The following is a 20439-nucleotide window of genomic DNA, read 5'->3' as shown; positions in this document are numbered from 1 at the left end:
GGCGACTTCAACGGCGACGGCCACGACGACCTCGCGCTCGGCAACTGCCGCGAGATCGCCGACGAGAACATCGACGACCCCTGTGGGCCCGAGGACCGTCGTCAGTTGCTCTTGCACTTGTTGCCGGAGGCCGGGTTGAGGAGCGCGATGATGTCGATGGTGTTACCGCAGACGTTGAGGTCGTTGTCGGACAGGATGTCCTGGCTGTCGTAGACCTTGCCCGGCCCGGAGGGGTCGTCGTCGGCAAGGGCCTGGCTCGCACCGCCGACAACGGTGCTGGCGGCGAGCAGGACGGCGACGCTGAGAGTGCGGACACGCATGGATTGATCTCCTGGGTCGTAGGAACTGCGATCGCCTCCAGCAGATAACCGACGACGCGTTCGCGCGAACGCTCGCGGCCGTTCGGGCGACGCGGGCCCTACGGAGACACGAGCCCCCGCGACAGCCCCGCGACGGCCCCGCGACGGCCGTACGACAGCGGTGCGCATCGCGTTGTCAGCAGCCGCCCGGGACCGCCGCCGCGCTCGTACCGATCTGGACGGTGGACGGCGCCCCGCAGCAGCCGCCGCCGGACTCGTCGGTGTCGGCCGGTTCGTCGAAGAGCCCGGCACCACCGCAGACTCCCGTCTCGGGGAGGGTCAGCTCCACGCGCTCGGCGGCCTCCCGGTCGCCGGCGAGGGCGGCCGCGATGGAGCGGACCTGCTCGTAGCCGGTCATGGCGAGGAAGGTCGGGGCGCGTCCGTAGCTCTTCATGCCGACCAGGTAGACGTCCCGCTCCGGGTGCGAGAGCTCGCCCACCCCGTGCGGGTAGACGGTCCCGCAGGAGTGGACGTTGGGGTCGATCAGGGGGGCCAGTTCGACCGGCGCCTGGAGACGCTCGTCGAGGCCTAGGCGCAGCTCGCCGAGGAAGGACAGGTCGGGGCGGAAGCCGGTCAGGACGACGACCTCGTCGACCGGGTCGAGGCGACGGCCGTCCTCGGCGACGAGGACCAGCCGGTCGCCGCTCTTCTCGACGGCGTCGGTGCGGAAGCCGGTGACGGCGTCGGCGTGGCCGTCGTCCACGGCGGCCTTCGCCGCGAGGCCCAGGGCACCGCGGGCCGGGAGCTGATCGGCCTCGCCGCCGCCGAAGGTGGCACCGCTGATGCCGCGCCGCAGCACCCATACCGCGTGGGTGCCGGGCACCTCCTTGGCGAGGTCGGCCAGGTACGCGAGCGCGGTGAACGCGGAGGCTCCGGAGCCGATCACCGCGGTGCGCCTACCCGCGTAACGGGCCCGTACGGCCGGGTCCTTGAGGTCGGGCACACGGTAGGAGACGCGCTCCTGCGAGGCCCGCTCGCCGAGGGCGGGCAGGCCGTCGCCGCCGATCGGGCCCGGGGTCGCCCAAGTGCCGGAGGCGTCGACGACCGCGCGGGCGATGACGCGCCGCTCGCTGCCGTCGGCGTTCCGGACGTGGACGGTGAAGGGCCGCTGCTCGCGGTCGGCGTCGACGACGCGATCGCGGCCCTGACGGGAGACGCCGGTCACCGTCGCGCCGAAACGGATCCTGTCACCCAGGGCGTCGGCCAGCGGCCGCAGGTACTTCTCCGCCCAGTCACCGCCGGTCGGACAGGCCGCCCCGTCCGGCTTCACCCAGCCGGTGGGGGCCAGGAGCTTCTCGGCGGCGGGGTCGACGACCTCCGACCAGGTGGAGAAGAGGCGTACGTGCGACCACTCGCGCACGGCGCTGCCGGCGGTGGCACCGGCCTCGAATACCAGGGGTTCGATGCCCCGCTCGACGAGGTGGGCGGCCGCGGCGAGGCCGACGGGGCCCGCTCCGATCACCACGGTGGGCAGGGCGGCGGTGGACACGTGGTCGGTCTGTGCGGTCACGGTGACTCCCCATTTCTGTATCGACGTCTGTCGATACATTTGGCATACGGCCAGCATGACGCCTGCTTCGACATGCGTCAACATAGACATGCATCTATCCAGTGGCCAGGTCGGCACTCGGCGACCCCTCCTGATTTGACGTGTGTCAACATAGACGCATGTCGAATGCCAAGGCACTGCCGCTGCTGGAACCGGGCGTCGAGCCCTGCTGCCCGCCCCTGACGGAGCGCCCGCTCACCGCCGAGGAGGCGGTGCGGACGGCCGGGATGTTCAAGGCACTCGGCGACCCTGTCCGGCTGCGGCTGTTCTCGCTGGTCGCCTCGCACGAGGGCGGGGAGGCGTGCGTGTGCGACATCTCCGATGTCGGGGTCTCTCAGCCGACCGTGTCCCATCACTTGAAGAAGCTCAGGGAAGCCGGTCTGCTCGCCTCCGAGCGGCGCGGGACCTGGGTGTACTACCGCGTCGAGCCGTCCGTGCTGGCCGCGATGGGGCACATGCTGGGCCGCGTCACCGCCTGACGGCCGGGAACCTCTTGCGCCAGGCCAGCGACACGTACACGAGCCCGATGAGGACCGGGACCTCGATGAGCGGCCCGACGACGCCGGACAGGGCCTGGCCGGACGTCACGCCGAAGGTGGCGATGGCGACGGCGATGGCCAGCTCGAAGTTGTTGCCCGCCGCGGTGAACGCCAGCGTCGTGGTGCGGTCGTAGGCGAGGCCGAGGCCCTTGCCGAGCAGGAAGGTGCCGAAGAACATGACGGCGAAGTAGACCAGGAGCGGCAGCGCGATGCGGGCCACGTCCAGCGGCTGCGAGGTGATCGTCTTCCCCTGGAGGGCGAAGAGGACGACGATCGTGAAGAGCAGACCGTAGAGGGCCCACGGGCCGATCCTGGGCAGGAAGTCGGACTCGTACTTCCCGCGGCCGAGCCTCTTCTCGCCGACGCGGCGGGTGAGGAATCCGGCGACGAGCGGGACGCCGAGGAAGATGACGACGTTCAGGGCGATCTTCCACATGGAGATGTCGAGGTGCTCGCCGTCGCCGAGGCCGAGCCACTTCGGCAGGAGGTCGAGGTAGAGCCAGCCCAGGAGACCGAAGGCGATCACCTGGAAGACGGAGTTCAGGGCGACCAGGACGGCGGCGGCTTCCCGGTCGCCGCAGGCCAGGTCGTTCCAGATGATGACCATGGCGATACAGCGGGCGAGGCCGACGATGATGAGCCCCGTGCGGTACTCGGGCAGGTCCGGCAGGAAGATCCAGGCCAGCGCGAACATCACGGCCGGGCCGACGATCCAGTTGATGACCAGCGACGACACCATGAGCCTGCGGTCGCCGGTGACGGCGTCGAGCCGGTCGTAGCGGACCTTGGCGAGGACCGGATACATCATGACCAGCAGGCCGACGGCGATCGGCAGTGAGATGCCGCCGATCTCGACCTCGGCGAGAGCGCCGTCGAGGCCGGGGACGAGGCGACCGAGCCCGATCCCGACGGCCATCGCGAGCAGGATCCACACCGCGAGGTAGCGGTCCAGCGTCGACAGTTTGGCGACGATCGAGGCGTCCTCGCCGCCCTGGGGCGGTGAGGTGGTTCCGGTAGGGCCAGTGTTATTGGTGGTGCTGCCGGTGGCACTGGTGGTGCCGGTGGTATTGCGGTCGTTCGCGGTCATCAGCAGGATCGCTTTCGGTTCGTCTCGACGGTGGTGCGCGCGGTCTCGGCGAGCTCGCCGAAGGTCGCCGCGAGTGCCTCGATGACCTCGGGCCTCAGCTTGTAGTAGGTGAAGCGGCCGCACGGCTCCGTCTCCACCACACCGGCCTCGCGGAGGACGCGCAGATGGTTGGAGAGGTTCGTCTGCCGGGCGCCGGTCTCCGCCACGAGGTGCGTGGTGCACAGCGTCTCGTGGGCGAGCAGGGTCACGATCCGCAGCCTGAGCGGGTCGGCGATGACCCGGATCAGTTCAGTGCCGGCTGATGTCATCATGGACTGATACTTTCACATCAGCGTCCAGTGATGCGACTGTGCGCGACAAGACAAGAGAGACCTCAGATGCCCGAGAAGCCTTCCGTCCTGTTCGTCTGCGTCCACAACGCCGGCCGCTCCCAGATGGCCGCCGCCTGGCTCACCCACCTGGCCGGTGACCGCGTGGAGGTCCGCTCGGCGGGGTCGGACCCGGGCGCGGAAGTGAACCCGGCGGCGGTCGAGGCCATGCGCGAGGTGGGCGTCGACATCTCGGCCGCGACCCCGAAGATGCTGACCGTCGACGCGGTCAGGGAGTCGGACGTCTGCATCACGATGGGCTGCGGCGACGCCTGTCCGGTCTTCCCCGGCAAGCGGTACCTCGACTGGCGGCTCGAAGACCCGGCGGGCCAGGGCGTCGCGGCCGTCCGCCCCATCCGCGACGAGATCAGGGCCCTGGTGGAGGGCCTGATCGCGGAGATCGCCCCCGAGCAGACGGCGTGAACGGGGCGGACGACGGTCGCTGACGCAGCGGCGGGGCGCGGTGGCAAGACCCACGGGCCGCCGCTGTCGGGCCCGCCGTCGCAGCCATCGCCGGGGCACATTTCCGGCCAGAGCGTGGCAGATCGCGGGCGAGACTTTCCGGGACGCGACCCGGAGGGGCGTGCACGACACGACCACCCGTGCCCGCCGACGTGCTCTTCGGAGGCCAGTGACTCACCGTGCGTGGCAGCAGCATGGCGCCGGTGTACGAGGACGGCGCCCACGTCCGCGTACACCGCGGCGGACGGATCGCGGCGGGGCGGGGCGGGTGGTCGTACTGGAGGGCCCGGCGCGGGAGGTGAGTTGGCCGCTGCGTCGGCCGACCTCGCGGCCTCTCCCCGTGCGGTGGCGGTCCGGCGGTGGATCGTCAAACGTGTGGCGGCGGTCCCGAGTGAGCCGGCCCCACTGGACCGCGTCCCGGGCCTGGACCGTACGGCGGGCCCTGTCGTACCGCCGGGCCGACTCGTACTCCTCGGTGACAACCCGCTGAACGGCTACGACTCGCGGCAGGCGGGCTACTTCCCCCTAAAACGGTCCTGGGCACGGTCGTCGGACGCCGTACGGCGCAGGCCCGCTCGCTCACTCCGCGTCGATGAAGAACTCCTGGGAGAGAGCCGACGTACACGTCTGGCGCATGACCTCGACGCCCTCCGCGGTGCCGCCGCCCACCATGCCCAGGCACTGGCCCGTGTTCGCGTCGCGGATGCGGAACCCGCCCGGCGCCGGGGTCTCGACCGGTTCGACCAGGAACACCGTGGCGGCGGCGCAGGCGTCCCACGGTTCCAGCATGCCGGGGACCGGGCCCCCGTCCATGACGGTCAGACAGCCGATGCCGAACTCGGGGTGGTGCCATTGAATGCGGTAGCGGCCCGTGCCGACCTCTTCGAGGTAGGTGCGGGGCGGGACGGCCTGGGCGCACGAACGCTGGACGGCGACGGCGCTGTGGTAGAGGCCTTTGCGGTCGCGGCCTTCGGTGACGCACAGGGCGGGCGCGCTCGCCGGGCGGATCTTCGCCCAGCCCAGCGTGGGGCCCTGGTAGCGCTCCTGGGTGAAGACGGCTCCGGGCTGGCGATCGCAGCCCCACTGGCGCAGCTGCGCGCCGTCGGCGGTGGAGGAGCCGCTGACCTCCAGGCACAGCGGGGACGCGGAGACGGTCCTGGGCTGGATCCAGACCCCGCCGTCGGCCTCGGTGAAGGTGAAGCTGGCGCCGGGCTGGTTGCCGCAGGTCTGCTGCCGGACCGGGGCGCCGGCCGTGGTGCTGGAGTTCTCGACCGCGGCGCACTTGCCGCTGTACACGTTGACGATCTGGTACGAACCACCGCCCAGGGCCGAGGACTTCAGCGTCCACAGCGCGTTCTCGCGTCCGGCGCACCGGCGTTGGGTGATCACCTCGCCCTCGGTGGCGGTGCCGACTTCGAGGCACATGCCGCTGTGGGTGGCGATGATGTTGATGTCCTCCGTCGCGGCCTCGGCCGCACCTGCCGTTCCTTGCACGCCCGTCAGCGCGAGCAGGAGGGTGACGACGGCGAGCAGCGCGGCGTGCGTACGTCCGTGACCGGGTCTTCGCATGGGTTCCCCTTGGATGGGCCGGTGGGGGCGGAGCTTTACACAAGGGGCTGACGTGAGCCTGACACAACGCGGGCGGCTGCGGGGCGGCTGCGGGAGGGCCGGTTCGTCAGCAGCGCGTCAGGGCGCGCGGCCACCATCGGCCCCGTACCGCCAGTAAGGGACGGACCGGGCCGGCCGAGACGAGGGTCGGCCAGGACGATGGCCGACCGAGACGAGGGGTGTACGCACCATGAGTGGAAGACCCAGGAGCCGGCTGCGCCGGCTGCGTCGCCTGCGCGATGTCGTGGGCCCGCTGGCCGCCGCCGCGCTGCTGTGCGGGGCGCTCACCGCGCCCGCCTCCGCGGCGGCCGAAGCCGATCCGGCGTGCTGGCTGCGGCCCGGTGAGCCGCATGTGGACTGGACCGGGATGAGCTTCACCGGGGACATGTGGTGCGACCTCACCCCCGGCTCGGTGCGCATCCAGTCCCGCTCGACCAGCCCGGTGGTGGGCAAGATGCTCTTCAGTCCGCGCTGGTTCGTGTGCTGGAAGGAGGGCTCCGACTACATGGGCAACAACATCTGGTACTACACCCAGGGCGACCAGATCGTGACCTCCCCGAAGGTCAAGGCGTGGGGCTACATGCCGGCGGTCGCGGTCAAGGCGCCCCAGCATCCCTTCCCCGGCCTGGCCCAGTGCTCCTGGTCGTGACCGCCCGCTCCCACCCTTCTCCGCCCGTGACGACCGATCAGGAGTACGCCGTGAAAAGGAGATCGTTCCTCCCCCGCACCCCGCCCCGTACGACCGCCGTCGCCGTCGCCGCCACCGTCGGCGCCCTCCTGTGTCTGCCGTTGGCGGCCACCCCCGCGAGCGCCGGCGAGCGGGCCACCTGTTCCCTTCAGGACGGCCTCGTCATGCGCGACACCATCGGCAACACGTTCACCAAGGCGCTGTACTGCGACAACCTGGGCTCGGACGTGTACGGCAGGCCCACGTTCGATGCGCCGATCACCGGATGGCTGCGCCTCTCGCCGTCCTGGTTCACCTGCTACACCATCGGTCCCAAGGACACCCAGGGCAACAACGTCTGGTACTACACGCAGGGCGACCAGGTGGGCGAGCTGCCCACCATCAAGGGCTGGGGCAACGTCCCCGCGGAGGTCGTCCAGATCCCCTCCACCATGTCGCACCCCGTCGCCGGGCTGCCGCGCTGCCCCTGGTACTGAGCGCTCCCGCCTCATCCCTAACTGTCATGCACCGAGCTGTGAGGAGTCCCCGATGAAGACCAGACGTACGATCCGAACGGCCGCCGGGGTGGCCGTGGCCGCCACCGCGCTGGCGATGTCCGCCGCGGGCCCCGTCGCCGCCCGCGCCCCCCAGAGCGCGCCGCCGTCGGCCGCCACCCTCGGTTTCACGGACCCCCACGGAGGGGCCCACCCCGAGGCCGCCGAAAGCGCGACGGGCACCGAATGGCGCCTGTGCATGTACCTGGGCGGGCACACGACCCTCCAGATGGGCAGCACGGGAGAGACCGTGCGGCACCTCCAGTGCATCCTCAACGACGTCTACCGCTACGTGAACGTTCCCAAGACCGGCGTCTTCGAAGAGGTCACCAGGGCGTCGGTCGAACACCTGCAGCGCCAGTTCTCCCTGCCCGTCACGGGCGTCGTGGACTCCGCCACGTGGGGCGCGCTGCATCCTTGAGGCGGCACCGTCGTGATCTCCGGTCGACGGAAGCGGACCCGGAGTCACCCTGACCGGCCGGCCCGGCCACCGCTGCTGAACCGCATTCACCGCGGCGGCAGCCGGTGCGGCGTCACGTCGTGCACGGCGCCGTCCGAGACGGTCAGGGTGAGGAACGTACAGAAGGGCTGGCGTCTGCGGTCGGTGGGAGAGCCGGGGTTGAGCAGTCTCAGGCCGCCGGGGGCGCGGGTGTCCCAGGGGATGTGGCTGTGGCCGAACACGAGCACGTCCAGGTCGGGGAAGCGTTGAGCGCACCGGCGCTCGCGACCGGTGGCCGCTCCGGTCTCGTGCACGACGCCGAACCGCAGCCCGGCCAGCTCCGCCCGTGCGACCTCGGGGAGCCGTCGGCGCAGCGGCGGGCCGTCGTTGTTGCCGAACACGCCGATCAGCCGACGCGACCTGGACTCGAACAGGTCGAGCGTGGCTTCGTCGATCCAGTCCCCTGCGTGGATCACCACGTCCGCCTCGTCGATGCCTGCCAGCAGGGCGTCCGGCAGCCTCTTCGCCCGGGCGGGCACATGCGTGTCGGAGGTCAGCAGCAGCCGCATGGGATCAGCGTAGGCCGACTCCCGGCCGACCACGTCCCTGACCGCGCCGAAGGGCCGTCATGGGCCGGGCGAAACTCCCGAGGAGGTCGTCGTCCACGTCTGGGGGGACGCTCGGCGAAGTCGCCGTACCCGTGGCGCTGGAACGCGACCCCCTCAGCCGCGGCCGGGCGGTGCGGATCACCGATGACGCCGACCGTCCCCTGGCCGACCGGCGTCGGCGGACTGCCCGCCGGGGTGACGGCGGCGCCGCTGCACCTGCTCGGACGCGTGATCGACGCGAACCTGGCGGTCGGCTTGCCGAGCGGATGGTCAGGGGTCACATGCCCGCGCAGTGCGCGGCCTCAGCGCAGGTCGAGTCGCATCAGGATGCGAGGGTGGCCCGCCAGGACCGAGGTGGTGTCGGCGGCGTGGACGAACCCCGCGCGCTCGAAGTTCTTCCGGATGCCGGCGTACGCCATCGTCGGATCGACCTCGGCGTCGCCGTTGTCGAGGGGGTACGCCTCGACGGCCGGCGCGTCATGGGCGCGGGCGAAGTCGACCGCCCCGGCGATGAGGGCGTGCGAGATGCCCTTCCTCCGGTGGCCAGGTCGTACGCGGACGCACCACAGCGACCAGACCGGCAGCTCGTCGACGTGCGGGATGGTGCTACTGCGGGCGAAGGAGGTGGCCGACCTCGGTGCCACGGCGGCCCAGCCCACCGGCTCGTCACCGTCGTAGGCGAGTACTCCCGGAGGCGGCCCCGTACGGCACAGTTCGGCGACGTACTCGGCGCGGGCCGGCCCGCGGAGCCCGTTGTTGAGCCGGGACGGGATGCGGTAGCTCAGGCACCAGCAGACGTTGGCCCCGGGTGACTTCGGGCCGAGCAGTGCGCGGACGTCCTCGAAGCGCGAAGCCGGACGGACTTCGATGGTCATGGCCCCACGATGGCACGTCGGAAGGGGTCCCGGCGGTCGCGTTCACCGAGGCGGGCAGCGGGGGCAGCGCCCTCACGGCAACGGCGCCGCCCACCGGACCGTCACTCTGTGTTATTCTCAACCGTTTGCGCGCACGCGCCGGCCGGGCCTTCCTCGGTACGTTCCTCTGCGGAAGGCTTCTCATGGACCACCACTCGGACCGCCCCGACACCTCGGACGGCGACCTCACCCCGGCCATGTCGCCGACCGTGCCGCCGATCGCCTCCTTCGCCGAGCTGGAACTGCCGGCCGCGATCCTGCGCACGCTCACCCGGCTCGATGTGCGCGAGCCCTTCCCGATCCAGGCCGCCACGCTGCCCAGCGCCCTCGCGGGGCGCGACGTCCTGGGGCGCGGGCGCACCGGTTCGGGCAAGACGCTCGCCTTCGGTCTGCCGCTGCTCGCGCGGACGGCGGGGCGGCGCGCGGAGCCGAAGCAGCCGCTCGCCCTGGTCCTGGTGCCCACCCGTGAGCTGGCCCAGCAGGTCACCGAGGCGCTCACGCCGTACGCCGACGCGCTGCGGCTGCGGATGGCCGCGGTCGTCGGCGGCATGTCGATCGGCCGGCAGATCGCCGAGCTGCGGGACGGGGCGGAGGTCGTCGTCGCCACGCCCGGCCGTCTGCACGACCTCATCGAGCGCAAGGCCTGCCGCCTCGGGCGGGTACGGATCACCGTTCTCGACGAGGCCGACCAGATGTGTGACCTGGGCTTCCTGCCGCAGGTCACCGAGGTGCTCGACCAGGTGCACCCCGACGGGCAGCGGATGCTGTTCTCGGCCACCCTGGACCGCGACGTCGACGACCTGGTCCGGCGCTACCTCCACGACCCCGTCGTGCACTCCGTCGACCCGTCCGCGGGCGCGGTCACGACGATGGACCACCATCTGCTGATCGTCCACGGCCCCGACCGGTACGCCGTCACCACGGAGATCGCCGCCCGCGACGGCCGCGTACTGCTGTTTCTGGACACCAAGCACGCCGTCGACCTGCTCACCCGGCATCTGCGGGCCGGCGGGGTGCACGCGGCGGCCCTGCACAGCGGCAAGTCCCAGCCGCAGCGCACGCGGACCCTCGCCCAGTTCAAGAGCGGCCAGGTCACCGTCCTGGTGGCGACGAACGTCGCGGCCCGTGGCCTGCACGTCGACGACCTCGACCTCGTCGTCAACGTCGACCCGCCGACCGACCCCAAGGACTATCTGCACCGCGCTGGCCGCACCGCCCGGGCCGGTGAGTCCGGCAGCGTCGTCACGCTGGCACTGTCGGGCCAGCGCCGCGAGGTGACCCGGGTGATGGCCGAGGCCGGCATCGAGCCGACCGTCACCAAGGTCCGCTCGGGCGAGGCGGAGCTGAGCCGGATCACCGGCGCCAAGGCCCCCTCCGGTACCCCCCTCGACGCTCCCGCCACACCCCGCCCCAAGAACACCAACACTCCCTTCCGTGGCCTCGGCACCAGCAAGGACGCCTCCCGCACCACCGGCGGCAAGTCCCGCAAGAGCGGCGAGGCCCGCAAGCTCGCGGAGGCCCGCAAGGCGGCACAGGTGCGCCGGGGCCGCTGAGGGGAGGCGCGCGTACGGACGTTCCGGCCGACCGATCATGGTCTTGCCAGAGGGTCGGCCGTCGCCTGGAATATGGGTCCGGACTCGGAGAGGGAAAGAATGTCCTTTCGGATTCATTTCACCCGTGACGATCTCCTTCGTGTATCTCTGGCACAGCAGCCCAATCCGCTGAGCGAGACGATCTTCAGCCTGCGGCTTCTGCACCCACGTCATCCGGACGCCGTCTTCGGACCCTGGCGGCGCTGGTCGCACGCCCGCATTCCGCACTCCGTACAGGTTCTGCGCACGCTCGTGCCGTCGCCCCACGGCTTCTGTCCGGACTTCCTCACCCCGACCGGCGCCACCGACCTCGAGGCGGGCCTCGACGAGTTACTGCGCACGCCGAAGTCGTACCTGCAGAAGGATCTCGAAAGGTTCGCCCACGCCGCCGGTACCCCTCTGACGGCCTGGGCCGCCTCTCTCGCCGAGGGCGCGCCGCCGGCCCTGGAAGCCGTGAGCCGGGCCGTACGCGACTGGTACCGGGCGGCGATCACCCCCATGCTGCACCACCTGCACGCCCAGTTCGAGGCGGCCCGGCTCTCGGCGGTGCGCTCCCTGGTGAGGGGAGGCCTTGACACCATGCTGTCCGGCCTGCACCCCACGATCCGCTGGACGCCTCCCGTCCTCGAACTGGCCTGCCCGGAACACGAATGGGACATCCACCTCGACGGCCGGGGGCTTTTCCTGAGCCCTTCCTTCTTCATCGGCCACGAGCCCGCGATCAACCTCGATCCCGAGCTGCCTCCCGTGGTGATCTATCCAGTGCCGCACGACGTCATCTGGACACCCCCGTCCGCCGCTCCCGCCGCGAAGGGCTCCGTCGCCCGCAGCCCCCGGCTTGCCGCGCTCCTGGGCCAGGGCCGTGCCGCGGTGCTCGCGGCGATCTCGGCCGGGCACGGCACCACCACCGATGTCGCCGGCCGCACCCGGCTGTCCCCCGCCACCGTCTCGCACCACACCACGGTGCTGCGCGAGGCCGGGCTCATCACCACCTCCCGTACGGGGACCAGCGTCCGCCACGAAATCACCGCGATCGGCAGCCAGTTGCTCCACGGCGAGCAGCGGGATGGCTGATTCCTTCCGCCTTTCACCGATGCCTTTCGAGCACCGTCAAAAGGCTTGCCGGTTGACAAGAAATCGAGAAACGTAGAGGCAGATCCAGAGCGTACGTACGGGGGATGCGGTGCTGTCAGACGATGCTGTCGACATCCGTTCGAGACCGCGGCGACACGTGGTCTCCCGAGACCTTTCCACTGTTCCCGAAGTGGCCGCGGCGCTGCACGGGCTCGGCCTGGGGCAGTGGCCGGCCGATGCCGTGGAGTCCTTTGCCGGGCGCAACGACAACTGGGCGGGCACGACGTCGACCGGCGCGGACGTCTTCGTGAAGCAGGTGGCCCCAACGGGCCCCGCGCGCGAGGGATTTCGCCGTGCCGTGACGTTCGAAGAATGGGTCGCCCGTACGCCCGTACCCGGACTGCGTTCCCCGCCCTGTCTGGGTTGGGACGAGCAATCCGGCTTACAGGTCTTCGCATGGCTGAGGGATACGCGGTCGGGGACCGAATTGGCCGCCGACCGTGCCTTCGAGGAAACGCACGCGCATCGGGTGGGCCGCGCGATCGGCGCCCTGCACGGTGCGGAGTTCGGTGAACGGGACGGTATCGACCGAACTCCCCCTCCCATGCCGTCCGTCGAGCTTCTCCGCGTCCTGCCGCTGCGGCAGTACCTCGACGCGACAGCGGGCGAGCTGGCGTTCTGGCAGCTGGTCCAGCACGACCGGCGGCTCGTGGACGGCCTGGTCGCGCTGCGCGAGGCGGAGGCGGCGGCCGAGGCCCGGCCCGTGCACGCCGACCTCAGGCTCGACCAGCTGCTCGTCGCCGGGGAGACGGTGTTCGTCACCGACTGGGAGGAGTTCCGCCTCGGTGATCCGGCCCGGGACGTGGGCGGCTTCGTCGGTGACTGGCTGTCCGGCGCGGTGCGGGGCATCACCGCCGCCGACGACGACACCGACACCGGGGGGCTCTCGCACGACGACATCATCGCCCGCGGCACCGCGGAGCTGACCCGGGTGCGTCCGCTGCTGCGGTCCTTCTGGGCCGGGTACCGGGAGGCCCGCCCGGTCCGCGATCCCGAACTGGCCGTGCGCGCCACGGCGTTCGCCGGATGGCACATGTTCGACCGGCTGCTGGCCGCCGCCCAGCGCAGCCCCCGGCTGTCCGCCGTACAGCGCGCGGGAGCCGGTATCGGCCGGAACGCGGTCCTCGCGCCCCAGCGCTTCGCCGCCGTACTCGGTCTGGACGCCGCCTCATGAACGACGCGCTCTCGCCCGCCCTGACCCAGCTGCTCGCCGCGATCACCGTGCGCCCCCGGGAGCTCCGCGCGACGGTCGCCGACCGCGAGGTGACCGCGGACAACGCCCATGAGCTGCGCTCGCGCCTGGCCACCGCCGTCTACGAGGAGTTCCACCAGGGGCGGCACGGCGACACCGGGGCGGTCCCCCGCACCCTGCGCGATCCGGACCTGGAGCGCGCCTTCCTGGCAGCGACCCCGCACGGCCACACCGAGCTGCCCGCCCGCCTCGTCGAGGGTGGGGAAGACGAGGGTGGGGAAGAGCGCGAGGAAGACGGGAGCGGGGCCGCCGTCGTCCTGCTGCACGGTGTGCGCGTGGCCGTTCCCTCGCGCGACATCCGGCGTACGACGGACGGGCCCGGACCGCGGTCGGCGCTGGTCCGGACCCCGGCGACCCGCGCCGCCCTGTCGCCGGGGTTCTTCTTCGCCCACGGCTCGCGGGGCGTGGGCCGGGCGTCGGCGCGGCGGTTCCGTCTCTACGTGCATGTGCGCGACGAGGGCGCCGCCGTGCGCGTGTGGAGCCGCGTACTGGAGACGCTGGAGGCGTCGGAGCTGCGGTACCAGGCCAAGGTGCTCTCCGCGCGTTCGTCGTACCCACGCCGTGACGCGGTCGTCGTGTACCTGGACCGGAACGCCTGGGATGCGGCGGGCGAACTGGCCTCAGTCGTCGCCGGATCGGACGGTGTGGGCCGGTCCGTCTCGCCGTTCTGCGAGGCGCTGGCGCCGGGGGTCTCCCGGGCCGAGGAGCCGGCCGACGCCAGGCCGGGCCGGGGCGGGCTCAGCTTCGGCGAGCACCGCGCCGCCGCGCTCGCCGAGGGGCTCCTCGACGCCGCGCAACACACCGGTGGCGGTGGCGGTCGCCGACGGGAGCGAGCCGTGGCCGCCGCGCTCCGTGCCGCGGGCGTCGACCCGTCGCGCCCGTACGTGAACACCGCGCCGGCCCAAGGGTTTCCGGAGCGCCATGGTGGCGCGCCGGAGAGCTAGATGAGTCACCCGAAGAGGAATCAGAGAACACACGAACAGGGGAGAACACATCATGCAGGTCGCCGAAGTCACCCAGGTCACCGACACCGCCGACAGCGGGGAGCTGTTCGCGGGATACAGCACCTACACCGACGCGAGCGAGATCGACGCCACGTTCGGCCAGGAAGAGGCCGTCAACGTGACGCCCACGATCATCTCCACCGCGACCATCCTCGTGAGCTGCCTGTGCTGATGCCCGTCGAGGCATAGGCCCACCACCGCGGACGCCCCCGTCCGGCAGACATGCCGCACGGGGGCCCGCGGCCCCACCCGGACCAGCCGCTGGAAGAGAGGACCGCGAATCCGGTGCAACCCCAGGTGAAGCAGGTGTCGGCGTTCGGCAACGGCAACGTCCGGACCGTCGTGACGGAGGTCGGCGACGGCGCGTCGTACCACTGGGTGCGCACCCCCGGCCGGCTGCGGACCGCGCCGCTGTGGGCCGCGCCCGGCCAGGTGCTGGGCGCCCTGTCCTCGGCGGGCACGGAGCGGGTCGAGGTGGCCGTGGTCGAGACGGTCGGCGACACGCAGCGCCACCGCCTGCTCGGACCGTCGAGCGTGGCGTTCAACGTGCTGTTCGAGCGGCGCGACCCCCAGGGATTCACCGCGCTGCTGCGGGAGACGGGCCGGATCGTACGGCGCGTCCACGAACTTCCTCCGGTCCTCGGGTTCGACGAGCCGCCCGCGCTCCTCACCGGTCTCGCGGCGTGGCTCGACACCGGCCGGGGTCCGCGAGACGCCCCCGCCCTGCACGCGCTGGTGTCCGACCGGCTCGGCCGCCGGCGCCGGGAGCGGCTGCGGCAGTGGTGCGACGACCTCCTCGGGGACGCCGGGACCCGGCGTCTCCTGCACGGCGCCGCCGGAATCGGCCAGATCGTTCCGTTCCCCGGACGCGACCGTGCCGCCCTGCTGGCCGGGACGCACACCGGCGTGGGCGCACCTGCCTGGGACCTCGGCTCGTGCCTGGGGCAGCTGCTCGAACTGCATGAGACCGGGCGCCGCGGATTCGCCGGGCGGCCGCCCGAGGGTGACTACGGCGCCTTGGCCGCGGCGTTCCTGGACGGCTACGGCGACGGGGCGGACCCGGTCGCGGTCGGTCGGGCCGCCGCGCTGACCTGCCTCAACCACGTCCGTACGTTCGTCACGTACGGCGCCTGGCACGACGACGTCGCGCTCCACGTCGACCTGGTGCGCGACCTCGTCGACGAGGAGGGCGGCAGCGCGCTGCGGGGCGAGGCGTGGGCGGCCACCCCGGCGGCGGCCGGTCACCGACCGGGCCCGGGGAGGTGAGGGCGATGACGACCGCGCCGCTTCCCGCGCCCTCGGTGATCGTCCCGGTGCAGACCACGAGCCCTGACACGGTGGCGCCGTTCGCAGAGTCGGTACGGGACGCCGCGGGCCGGAGGCTGTGGACCGGGCAGGGCTTCTACACCGACGCGTATCAGATCTTCGCCCATCTGGCGGGCCGCGGCCTGGCCGTGCCGGTGGGCGTCTCGGTGGGCCTGATGGCGCTGCGCCATCCGTTCGAGGCGGCGCTTCAGGCGCGGACCCTCTCCGTGGTCACCGGGTTCCCCGCGGTCGCCGGATACGGTCCGGGCGAGCCGGAGTTCGTCGAGGCGCTGGACGGCGGCCGCTATGCGGCGCCCGTGGCGTTCTCCCGGCGGTACGCGCATACGGTGCGCTCCCTGCTGCACGGCGAATCGATGCCGGACGACGACGGACCGGTGCCGGGCGACGGCGAACCGATGCCCGGCGACGGTCGGCGCCCCGTCGGGCGCGCCCGGCTGCCCGCCTTCGACCACCCGATGCCCGAGGTCGGTCTCGGCGTGCTGCGGCCCGCCATGGCCCGCGCCGCCGGAGCGGTCGCGGACGTCGCCATCACGTGGATGACGCCGCCCCGCTACGTGGCCCGCGTGATCGTGCCCGCCCTGGAAGCCGGTGCCGACGGACGGCGAGCGGTTCCCCGCGTCGTGACGGTGGTGCCCGTGGCGCTCACCGGCAAGGGCCGTGACCCGGAGGCGCTCGCGTTCCACGCCACCCGCCACCACGTGGGCGTGCCGCACTACGCGGACATGCTGCGCCGGGCCGGGGTCGCCGTCGACCCGGCCGACCCGCGGGCCTCGTCGCGGGCGCTCATCGGGGCCGACGCGTTCGTCACCGGTGACGCCGACGAGATCGTGCGTGCGCTGGAGCGCTACCGGGACGCCGGGGTGGACGAGGTGGTCCTCAACCCGGCGGGCGTCCTGGCGACGGAAGGACTTCCCGCGGCCGTGCGGGACGTCGAGGAGATCTTCGCGGCCGTGGCCGCGCACAACCGGGCCGCGCGGCGTCCCGCTGAGGAGGCGAAGGCCCGTGGGTGAGAGCGAAGTGCCCGTCCTCGTCGTCGGCGCGGGACCGACCGGGCTCGCGCTCGCCGCCGACCTGGCCCGGCGTGGCATCGCGTGCCGGATCGTGGACCGGTCCCCGGCGTTCCCGTCCGGATCACGGGGCAAGAGCGTCCAGCCGCGGACGCTGGAGGTCTTCGAGGACCTCGGCGTGCTGGACGAGGTGAGGGCGTTCGGGGCGTCCGTCCTGCCGTACCGCGCCTACGACCGTGACCGGGTGCTCGGCGTCTGGTCGAGCGCCGAGCAGATGGAGGCCACCGCTCAGGTTCCGTACCCGAACGTCCTGATGGTCGCCCAGGAGCGGGTCGAGGCGGCGCTGCGCGAACGTCTCGCCCGGCACGCGATCGACGTACAGCTCGGCACCGAACTGCTCACCTGTCACGCCGACGACGAGGGCGTCACCGCGACCCTCGCCGACCGGAGCACCGTCGAGCGGGTGCGGGCGCGGTATCTGGTGGCCGCCGACGGCGGTCGCAGCACCGTGCGCAAGCAGCTGGCGATCCCCTTCGAGGGCGTGACGTACGACTCCCAGCGCATCGCCGTCGCCGACGTGGAGGCGGACGGCCTCGACCGCGCGCACTGCCATGTGTGGCCGCGGGCCACCGGCGGGACGATCGCCCTCTATCCCCTCCCCGCGACGCGGTCGTTCCAGCTGACGGCGACCGGTGACCTCGGCGACTCCGGGGACGCGCTGCGCGAGGCGTTCGCGCAGCGGACCGACAGCATGGGCGTGAGGGTCCGCGACGTGAGCTGGATGTCGCGGTACCGGGTCGTGATCCGTACCGCCCAGCGGTTCCGGGCCGGTCGCGTGTTCCTCGCCGGTGACGCCGCGCACGTGTATCCGCCCGCGGGCGGGCAGGGCATGAACGCGGGCATCCAGGACGCCTACAACCTCGGCTGGAAGATCGCCGCCGTCCTCGCGGGCGGCCCCGCTTCCCTGCTGGACACCTACGAGGCCGAGCGCGTGCCGATCGCCTCCCGGACGCGCGAGGCCGTCTCGGAGCTGTACCACCGTTCGCTGCTCGGGGGCACGGGCGACCGGACGGGTGCGCCGGACAGCGGTCAGCTGGCCGTGAGTTACCGCAACGGTCCGCTGGCGCTCGACCGTCGCGGCCGGGCGAGCCGCGTCCGGGCGGGCGACCGGGCGCCGGACGCGCGCTGCCATGACGGATCCGGGGCGGAGATCCGGCTGTTCGACGCGTTCCGCGGGCCGCGGGCGACGGTGCTTGCGTTCGGCTCCCGGTACGCGGAGACCTGGGACGAGGGCTCCCGGAACGCGGGCTCGACGGTCACCCGGGTGGTCGTCCGGCCGGGGGAACAGGCGCCGCCCACCGCGATCGTGGACACCCACGGACACGCCCACCGGGCCTACGACGTCACGTCGGACACGGTCGTCGTCGTACGGCCGGACGGCCACATCGGCATGGTCTGCGAGGGCGCCGACGCACTCGCCGAAGCGCACCGGCACCTCAGGGCGCTGGGCTGAGGCGGCACGGAGTACACCCGAGAGGAGACGGTGAACAGTGACGCATGTCGCGGCGGTACCGACCACCGGATGTGAGCAGGGCAGGCATGAACTGCGCACGCCCCGGCTGCTCCTGCGCTCCCCGACGCTGCCGGACCTGGCTGCGGGCAACGCCGGCGGCAGCGACCCCGAGGCGCAGCGGTGGCTCGGCTTCCCCGAGGAGGCGGTCGTGCCCGAGCCGCGGCGCGGCGAGCTGCTGGCCGCGCCGCCGGGCGGCGGTGAGTTCCGGGACCTGAGCGACCTGTTCCCGGACTCCACGGCGCTGGTGGCGGCCGATCCCGCCTTCACGCGGCACGTCGGCTCGGTCGGTGTCGAGGTGCACCCCTGCGGCCTGCACCATGTCGGCGGCTGGCTCGCGCCGCGCTCCCGCGGGCAGGGCCTCGGGACGGAGCTGTTCGCGGGCGCGGCGCTGCTCGCCCACGAGCACCTCGGCGTCCGGGACCTGTACGCCGCCACCGAGGCGGAGAACGCGGCGAGCCGCCGGGCGCTGAGCTCCGCCGGGTACGTCCCGGCGGAGGGCCCCGCGACGCATACGCTGATGAACGGCCGGAGCGTCCCGGTGATCTGGTACGTACACCAGGGGGTGGCCACCGGGCGCTGCGCGGGGTGAGCCGCGCGGCGCCCGGCGGTTCCGTTCAGGCGGTCGGCGTCAGTCGTCCGCCGCCGCGGCGGCGGGGTGTCCGCGGGGCAGTGTCAGGGTGAGCGCCAGGGCCAGGATGATCAGGCCCGCGACCCACCAGAAGGTGTGGCGGTGGACCTGCTGGCGGCGCGGCAGGACACGCTCTTCGTGGAGGTCGGCGCGGGCAAGGGGATGGGGGAGCTGGCCCGCAGGCATCTGCGTACGCTGCGGCACGCGCCCGTCGCCTCGCTCCCGCTGACCGGCGGCGAGGAGCCCGCCGCCCAACTGCTCGGCGCGCTCGGCCAGGCGTGGGAGGCCGGGGCCGAGGTCGACTGGGCCGCGTACTACGACGGGGAGACGCGGCGCCACTTCGAGCTGCCCGGCTACCCGTTCGCCCGGGACCGCTACTGGCTCGACGCGCCGGCCCGTGCGCAGGCGCCGACCGTGACCGCCGACGGCAACGACGCGCAGGCCGCCACGGCCGCGCGCGAGGCGTCCGCCGCTCCTGTCCCGGCCGGCTCCGGCAGCCGCACGGAGACGATCGTGCTGGCCGCCTTCGCCGAGGCCTTCGGCATGGACGACCTCACCCTGGAGGACGACTTCTTCGGCCTCGGCGGCACCTCGCTGCTCGCCGCCGAACTCGTGCACCGGCTGCGCAAGCAGCTGGGCACCGACTTCCCCGTGCGCTACCTCTTCGAGGCGCCGCAGGTCTCCGAGCTGGCCGCGCTGATCGACGGCGGCAGCGACGGCGGTACGCGGTCCGGTCCCCCCGGGTCCGGAGAGCCCGATGAACTCGACGAACTGCTGGCCCAGCTGGAAGGACTGCGAAGGACTGCGAAGTGGGACACCCTCCGTTTCCTCGACCCGCCGAGGACGCGGTCCCACTTCGGGATCACCGTCCTGGAACACCTGGTGGTGGGGCCCGTTGATCTTGGGCACACGTAGACGAGTGATCTTCTTGTCGTCCTCGTGAGGGAGCGCAATGACCGTAGGCCCGGGCCCCGTTCGACGCATGGACCGTGAGCGGCGCTTCGATCTGCGCGCGACCGCCCTGTTCTTCGTCCTGCTCGCGATCATCCTGTGCGTCGCGGCGTTCCTGGTGCGCACCGCGGCGAGCATCGTCGAGAGCCGCCCGCTGTGGGCCGTCGTCCTGGCCGTGGTGGGCGTCGCGGCCGCACTGCTGTGCCGGTTCAGGTGGCGCCGCTTCTCCGCCGCGCGATACGCGCGCCACGCCGCCGAGGCCCTGGAGGAAGCGGCGGAGAGGGCCTCCGACACCCTCCACGCCACGGCGACGGACACAGAGGCGCCGCCCCCCGCGCCCGACTACCTCGCACTCGACGCCGACGGCTTCGAGCAGGCCATAGCGGAGCTGTGCGCCCGTGACGACTGCCAGGAGGTGGAGGTGGTCGGCGGGGCCGGCGACCTGGGCGCGGACGTCATAGCGGCCACCTCCGACGGGAGGCGCGTCGTCATCCAGTGCAAGCACTACGGCGACACCAACAAGGTCGGCTCACAGGACCTGCAGCGCTTCGGAGGTACGTGCTTCACCGTCCACGGGGCCGACATCGCGGCGCTCGTCACGACGAGCGACTTCACCGCTCCGGCCCTCGACTACGCGCGGCAGTGCGGCATCGTCTGCGTGAACGGCGAGGATCTCCACGCCTGGCACGACGGCACGGGGCCCAGCCCCTGGGCACATCGACAGGGAGCGATGAGCGACGTATGCGCACAAGGTGAACCATAGAGTCTGAATGTGACCGATGTGGTCGCCGCGCGGGCCCGCCCGTGCGGCACAGCAG

General features: G+C 72.4%; 23 protein-coding genes and 1 pseudogene. 17 read left to right on the top strand and 7 right to left on the bottom strand.

Features of this window, described 5'->3' with window-relative positions; all coding sequences use genetic code 11:
* Window positions 1-45, top strand: a pseudogene (locus ACWDVB_RS31475) (hypothetical protein); the annotation flags it as partial.
* A gap of 56 nt (window positions 46-101) precedes the next feature.
* Here the strand turns inward: ACWDVB_RS31475 and ACWDVB_RS31470 are convergent.
* Window positions 102-320 (bottom strand): chaplin family protein, encoded by a 219-nt coding sequence (locus ACWDVB_RS31470; protein ID WP_451519718.1) that lies wholly within the window; start codon window positions 318-320, stop codon window positions 102-104.
* 175 nt (window positions 321-495) lie between these two features.
* Window positions 496-1848 (bottom strand): NAD(P)-binding domain-containing protein, encoded by a 1353-nt coding sequence (locus ACWDVB_RS31465; protein WP_451519736.1) that lies wholly within the window; start codon window positions 1846-1848, stop codon window positions 496-498.
* 179 nt (window positions 1849-2027) lie between these two features.
* Here ACWDVB_RS31465 and ACWDVB_RS31460 point away from each other — a divergent pair, with 179 nt between their 5' ends.
* Complete coding sequence (locus tag ACWDVB_RS31460; RefSeq protein WP_451519719.1) at window positions 2028-2387, top strand: ArsR/SmtB family transcription factor; 360 nt, start codon at window positions 2028-2030, stop codon at window positions 2385-2387.
* On the opposite strand, the gene arsB is transcribed toward ACWDVB_RS31460, so the two are convergent.
* Complete coding sequence (arsB, locus tag ACWDVB_RS31455; protein WP_451519720.1) at window positions 2377-3534, bottom strand: ACR3 family arsenite efflux transporter; 1158 nt, start codon at window positions 3532-3534, stop codon at window positions 2377-2379. The genes ACWDVB_RS31460 and arsB overlap by 11 nt on opposite strands.
* The gene (locus tag ACWDVB_RS31450; protein WP_451519721.1) at window positions 3534-3845 is read right to left on the bottom strand and encodes an ArsR/SmtB family transcription factor; all 312 of its coding nucleotides are present in this window, start codon (window positions 3843-3845) and stop codon (window positions 3534-3536) included. Before ACWDVB_RS31450 ends, arsB begins: the two co-directional genes overlap by 1 nt.
* A 66-nt stretch (window positions 3846-3911) precedes the next feature.
* On the opposite strand from ACWDVB_RS31450, the gene ACWDVB_RS31445 reads away from it, so the two are divergent.
* A complete protein-coding gene (locus ACWDVB_RS31445) occupies window positions 3912-4325 on the top strand; it encodes an arsenate reductase ArsC (protein WP_451519722.1) in 414 nt (137 codons plus the stop codon).
* 618 nt (window positions 4326-4943) lie between these two features.
* On the opposite strand, the gene ACWDVB_RS31440 is transcribed toward ACWDVB_RS31445, so the two are convergent.
* The gene (locus tag ACWDVB_RS31440) at window positions 4944-5933 is read right to left on the bottom strand and encodes an RICIN domain-containing protein (protein ID WP_451519723.1); all 990 of its coding nucleotides are present in this window, start codon (window positions 5931-5933) and stop codon (window positions 4944-4946) included.
* Window positions 5934-6162: 229 nt separating this feature from the next.
* Here ACWDVB_RS31440 and ACWDVB_RS31435 point away from each other — a divergent pair, with 229 nt between their 5' ends.
* Genes ACWDVB_RS31435 through ACWDVB_RS31425 form a run of 3 tightly spaced genes read left to right on the top strand, consistent with a single transcriptional unit; the run spans window position 6163 to window position 7614 of the window.
* The gene (locus ACWDVB_RS31435; RefSeq protein ID WP_451519724.1) at window positions 6163-6621 is read left to right on the top strand and encodes a hypothetical protein; all 459 of its coding nucleotides are present in this window, start codon (window positions 6163-6165) and stop codon (window positions 6619-6621) included.
* A 50-nt stretch (window positions 6622-6671) separates the two neighbouring features.
* Entirely contained in the window at window positions 6672-7136 is a 465-nt protein-coding gene (locus ACWDVB_RS31430) for a hypothetical protein (RefSeq protein ID WP_451519725.1), read from the top strand.
* 52 nt (window positions 7137-7188) lie between these two features.
* The gene (locus ACWDVB_RS31425; RefSeq protein WP_451519726.1) at window positions 7189-7614 is read left to right on the top strand and encodes a peptidoglycan-binding domain-containing protein; all 426 of its coding nucleotides are present in this window, start codon (window positions 7189-7191) and stop codon (window positions 7612-7614) included.
* 86 nt (window positions 7615-7700) lie between these two features.
* On the opposite strand, the gene ACWDVB_RS31420 is transcribed toward ACWDVB_RS31425, so the two are convergent.
* A complete protein-coding gene (locus ACWDVB_RS31420; RefSeq protein ID WP_451519727.1) occupies window positions 7701-8201 on the bottom strand; it encodes a metallophosphoesterase family protein in 501 nt (166 codons plus the stop codon).
* Between the two features lie 341 nt (window positions 8202-8542).
* On the bottom strand, window positions 8543-9115 hold the full coding sequence (locus tag ACWDVB_RS31415; protein WP_451519728.1) for a GNAT family N-acetyltransferase: 573 nt from the start codon (window positions 9113-9115) through the stop codon (window positions 8543-8545).
* A 236-nt stretch (window positions 9116-9351) separates the two neighbouring features.
* Here ACWDVB_RS31415 and ACWDVB_RS31410 point away from each other — a divergent pair, with 236 nt between their 5' ends.
* From ACWDVB_RS31410 to ACWDVB_RS31360, 11 genes are all read left to right on the top strand, one after another.
* The gene (locus ACWDVB_RS31410; RefSeq protein WP_451519737.1) at window positions 9352-10707 is read left to right on the top strand and encodes a DEAD/DEAH box helicase; all 1356 of its coding nucleotides are present in this window, start codon (window positions 9352-9354) and stop codon (window positions 10705-10707) included.
* A gap of 99 nt (window positions 10708-10806) precedes the next feature.
* Window positions 10807-11820 carry an ArsR/SmtB family transcription factor gene (locus ACWDVB_RS31405; protein WP_451519729.1) on the top strand — a complete coding sequence of 338 codons (1014 nt, stop codon included), beginning with the start codon at window positions 10807-10809 and terminating at the stop codon, window positions 11818-11820.
* Between the two features lie 190 nt (window positions 11821-12010).
* Entirely contained in the window at window positions 12011-13054 is a 1044-nt protein-coding gene (gene lxmK / locus ACWDVB_RS31400; RefSeq protein WP_451519730.1) for a class V lanthionine synthetase subunit LxmK, read from the top strand.
* Window positions 13051-14076, top strand: a complete 1026-nt coding sequence (locus ACWDVB_RS31395; RefSeq protein ID WP_451519731.1) for a T3SS effector HopA1 family protein — start codon at window positions 13051-13053, stop codon at window positions 14074-14076. The genes lxmK and ACWDVB_RS31395 overlap by 4 nt, the downstream gene beginning before the upstream one ends.
* Window positions 14077-14128: 52 nt before the next feature.
* Complete coding sequence (locus ACWDVB_RS31390; RefSeq protein ID WP_451519732.1) at window positions 14129-14308, top strand: LxmA leader domain family RiPP; 180 nt, start codon at window positions 14129-14131, stop codon at window positions 14306-14308.
* A gap of 113 nt (window positions 14309-14421) precedes the next feature.
* The gene (locus ACWDVB_RS31385) at window positions 14422-15402 is read left to right on the top strand and encodes a hypothetical protein (protein WP_451519733.1); all 981 of its coding nucleotides are present in this window, start codon (window positions 14422-14424) and stop codon (window positions 15400-15402) included.
* 5 nt (window positions 15403-15407) lie between these two features.
* Entirely contained in the window at window positions 15408-16472 is a 1065-nt protein-coding gene (locus ACWDVB_RS31380) for an LLM class flavin-dependent oxidoreductase (protein ID WP_451519734.1), read from the top strand.
* Window positions 16465-17982 carry an FAD-dependent monooxygenase gene (locus tag ACWDVB_RS31375; protein ID WP_451519735.1) on the top strand — a complete coding sequence of 506 codons (1518 nt, stop codon included), beginning with the start codon at window positions 16465-16467 and terminating at the stop codon, window positions 17980-17982. Before ACWDVB_RS31380 ends, ACWDVB_RS31375 begins: the two co-directional genes overlap by 8 nt.
* Before the next feature lie 37 nt (window positions 17983-18019).
* The gene (locus ACWDVB_RS31370) at window positions 18020-18631 is read left to right on the top strand and encodes a GNAT family N-acetyltransferase (RefSeq protein ID WP_451612009.1); all 612 of its coding nucleotides are present in this window, start codon (window positions 18020-18022) and stop codon (window positions 18629-18631) included.
* Window positions 18632-18772: 141 nt separating this feature from the next.
* Window positions 18773-19585 carry a phosphopantetheine-binding protein gene (locus tag ACWDVB_RS31365; protein ID WP_451519206.1) on the top strand — a complete coding sequence of 271 codons (813 nt, stop codon included), beginning with the start codon at window positions 18773-18775 and terminating at the stop codon, window positions 19583-19585.
* A gap of 67 nt (window positions 19586-19652) precedes the next feature.
* Window positions 19653-20384: a restriction endonuclease gene (locus tag ACWDVB_RS31360; protein WP_451519207.1), complete on the top strand. Its 732-nt coding sequence runs from the start codon at window positions 19653-19655 to the stop codon at window positions 20382-20384.
* Window positions 20385-20439 lie beyond the last annotated feature (55 nt).

This window comes from Streptomyces sp. NPDC003379, assembly GCF_053589195.1.
This window is presented reverse-complemented; position numbering and strand designations above follow the sequence as displayed.

What these genes read in the sequence shown, in the direction of transcription:
- ACWDVB_RS31395 (WP_451519731.1), top strand. Translation starts at nt 13,051, where the DNA reads ATGAACGACGCGCTCTCGCCCGCCCTGACCCAGCTGCTCGCCGCGATC.
- ACWDVB_RS31410 (WP_451519737.1), top strand. Translation starts at nt 9,352, where the DNA reads ATGTCGCCGACCGTGCCGCCGATCGCCTCCTTCGCCGAGCTGGAACTG.
- ACWDVB_RS31390 (WP_451519732.1), top strand. Translation starts at nt 14,129, where the DNA reads ATGCAGGTCGCCGAAGTCACCCAGGTCACCGACACCGCCGACAGCGGG.
- ACWDVB_RS31405 (WP_451519729.1), top strand. Translation starts at nt 10,807, where the DNA reads ATGTCCTTTCGGATTCATTTCACCCGTGACGATCTCCTTCGTGTATCT.
- ACWDVB_RS31450 (WP_451519721.1), bottom strand. Translation starts at nt 3,845, where the DNA reads ATGATGACATCAGCCGGCACTGAACTGATCCGGGTCATCGCCGACCCG.
- ACWDVB_RS31360 (WP_451519207.1), top strand. Translation starts at nt 19,653, where the DNA reads ATGGACCGTGAGCGGCGCTTCGATCTGCGCGCGACCGCCCTGTTCTTC.
- ACWDVB_RS31380 (WP_451519734.1), top strand. Translation starts at nt 15,408, where the DNA reads ATGACGACCGCGCCGCTTCCCGCGCCCTCGGTGATCGTCCCGGTGCAG.
- arsB (WP_451519720.1), bottom strand. Translation starts at nt 3,534, where the DNA reads ATGACCGCGAACGACCGCAATACCACCGGCACCACCAGTGCCACCGGC.
- ACWDVB_RS31460 (WP_451519719.1), top strand. Translation starts at nt 2,028, where the DNA reads ATGTCGAATGCCAAGGCACTGCCGCTGCTGGAACCGGGCGTCGAGCCC.
- ACWDVB_RS31470 (WP_451519718.1), bottom strand. Translation starts at nt 320, where the DNA reads ATGCGTGTCCGCACTCTCAGCGTCGCCGTCCTGCTCGCCGCCAGCACC.
- ACWDVB_RS31420 (WP_451519727.1), bottom strand. Translation starts at nt 8,201, where the DNA reads ATGCGGCTGCTGCTGACCTCCGACACGCATGTGCCCGCCCGGGCGAAG.
- ACWDVB_RS31415 (WP_451519728.1), bottom strand. Translation starts at nt 9,115, where the DNA reads ATGACCATCGAAGTCCGTCCGGCTTCGCGCTTCGAGGACGTCCGCGCA.
- ACWDVB_RS31445 (WP_451519722.1), top strand. Translation starts at nt 3,912, where the DNA reads ATGCCCGAGAAGCCTTCCGTCCTGTTCGTCTGCGTCCACAACGCCGGC.
- ACWDVB_RS31435 (WP_451519724.1), top strand. Translation starts at nt 6,163, where the DNA reads ATGAGTGGAAGACCCAGGAGCCGGCTGCGCCGGCTGCGTCGCCTGCGC.
- ACWDVB_RS31425 (WP_451519726.1), top strand. Translation starts at nt 7,189, where the DNA reads ATGAAGACCAGACGTACGATCCGAACGGCCGCCGGGGTGGCCGTGGCC.
- ACWDVB_RS31440 (WP_451519723.1), bottom strand. Translation starts at nt 5,933, where the DNA reads ATGCGAAGACCCGGTCACGGACGTACGCACGCCGCGCTGCTCGCCGTC.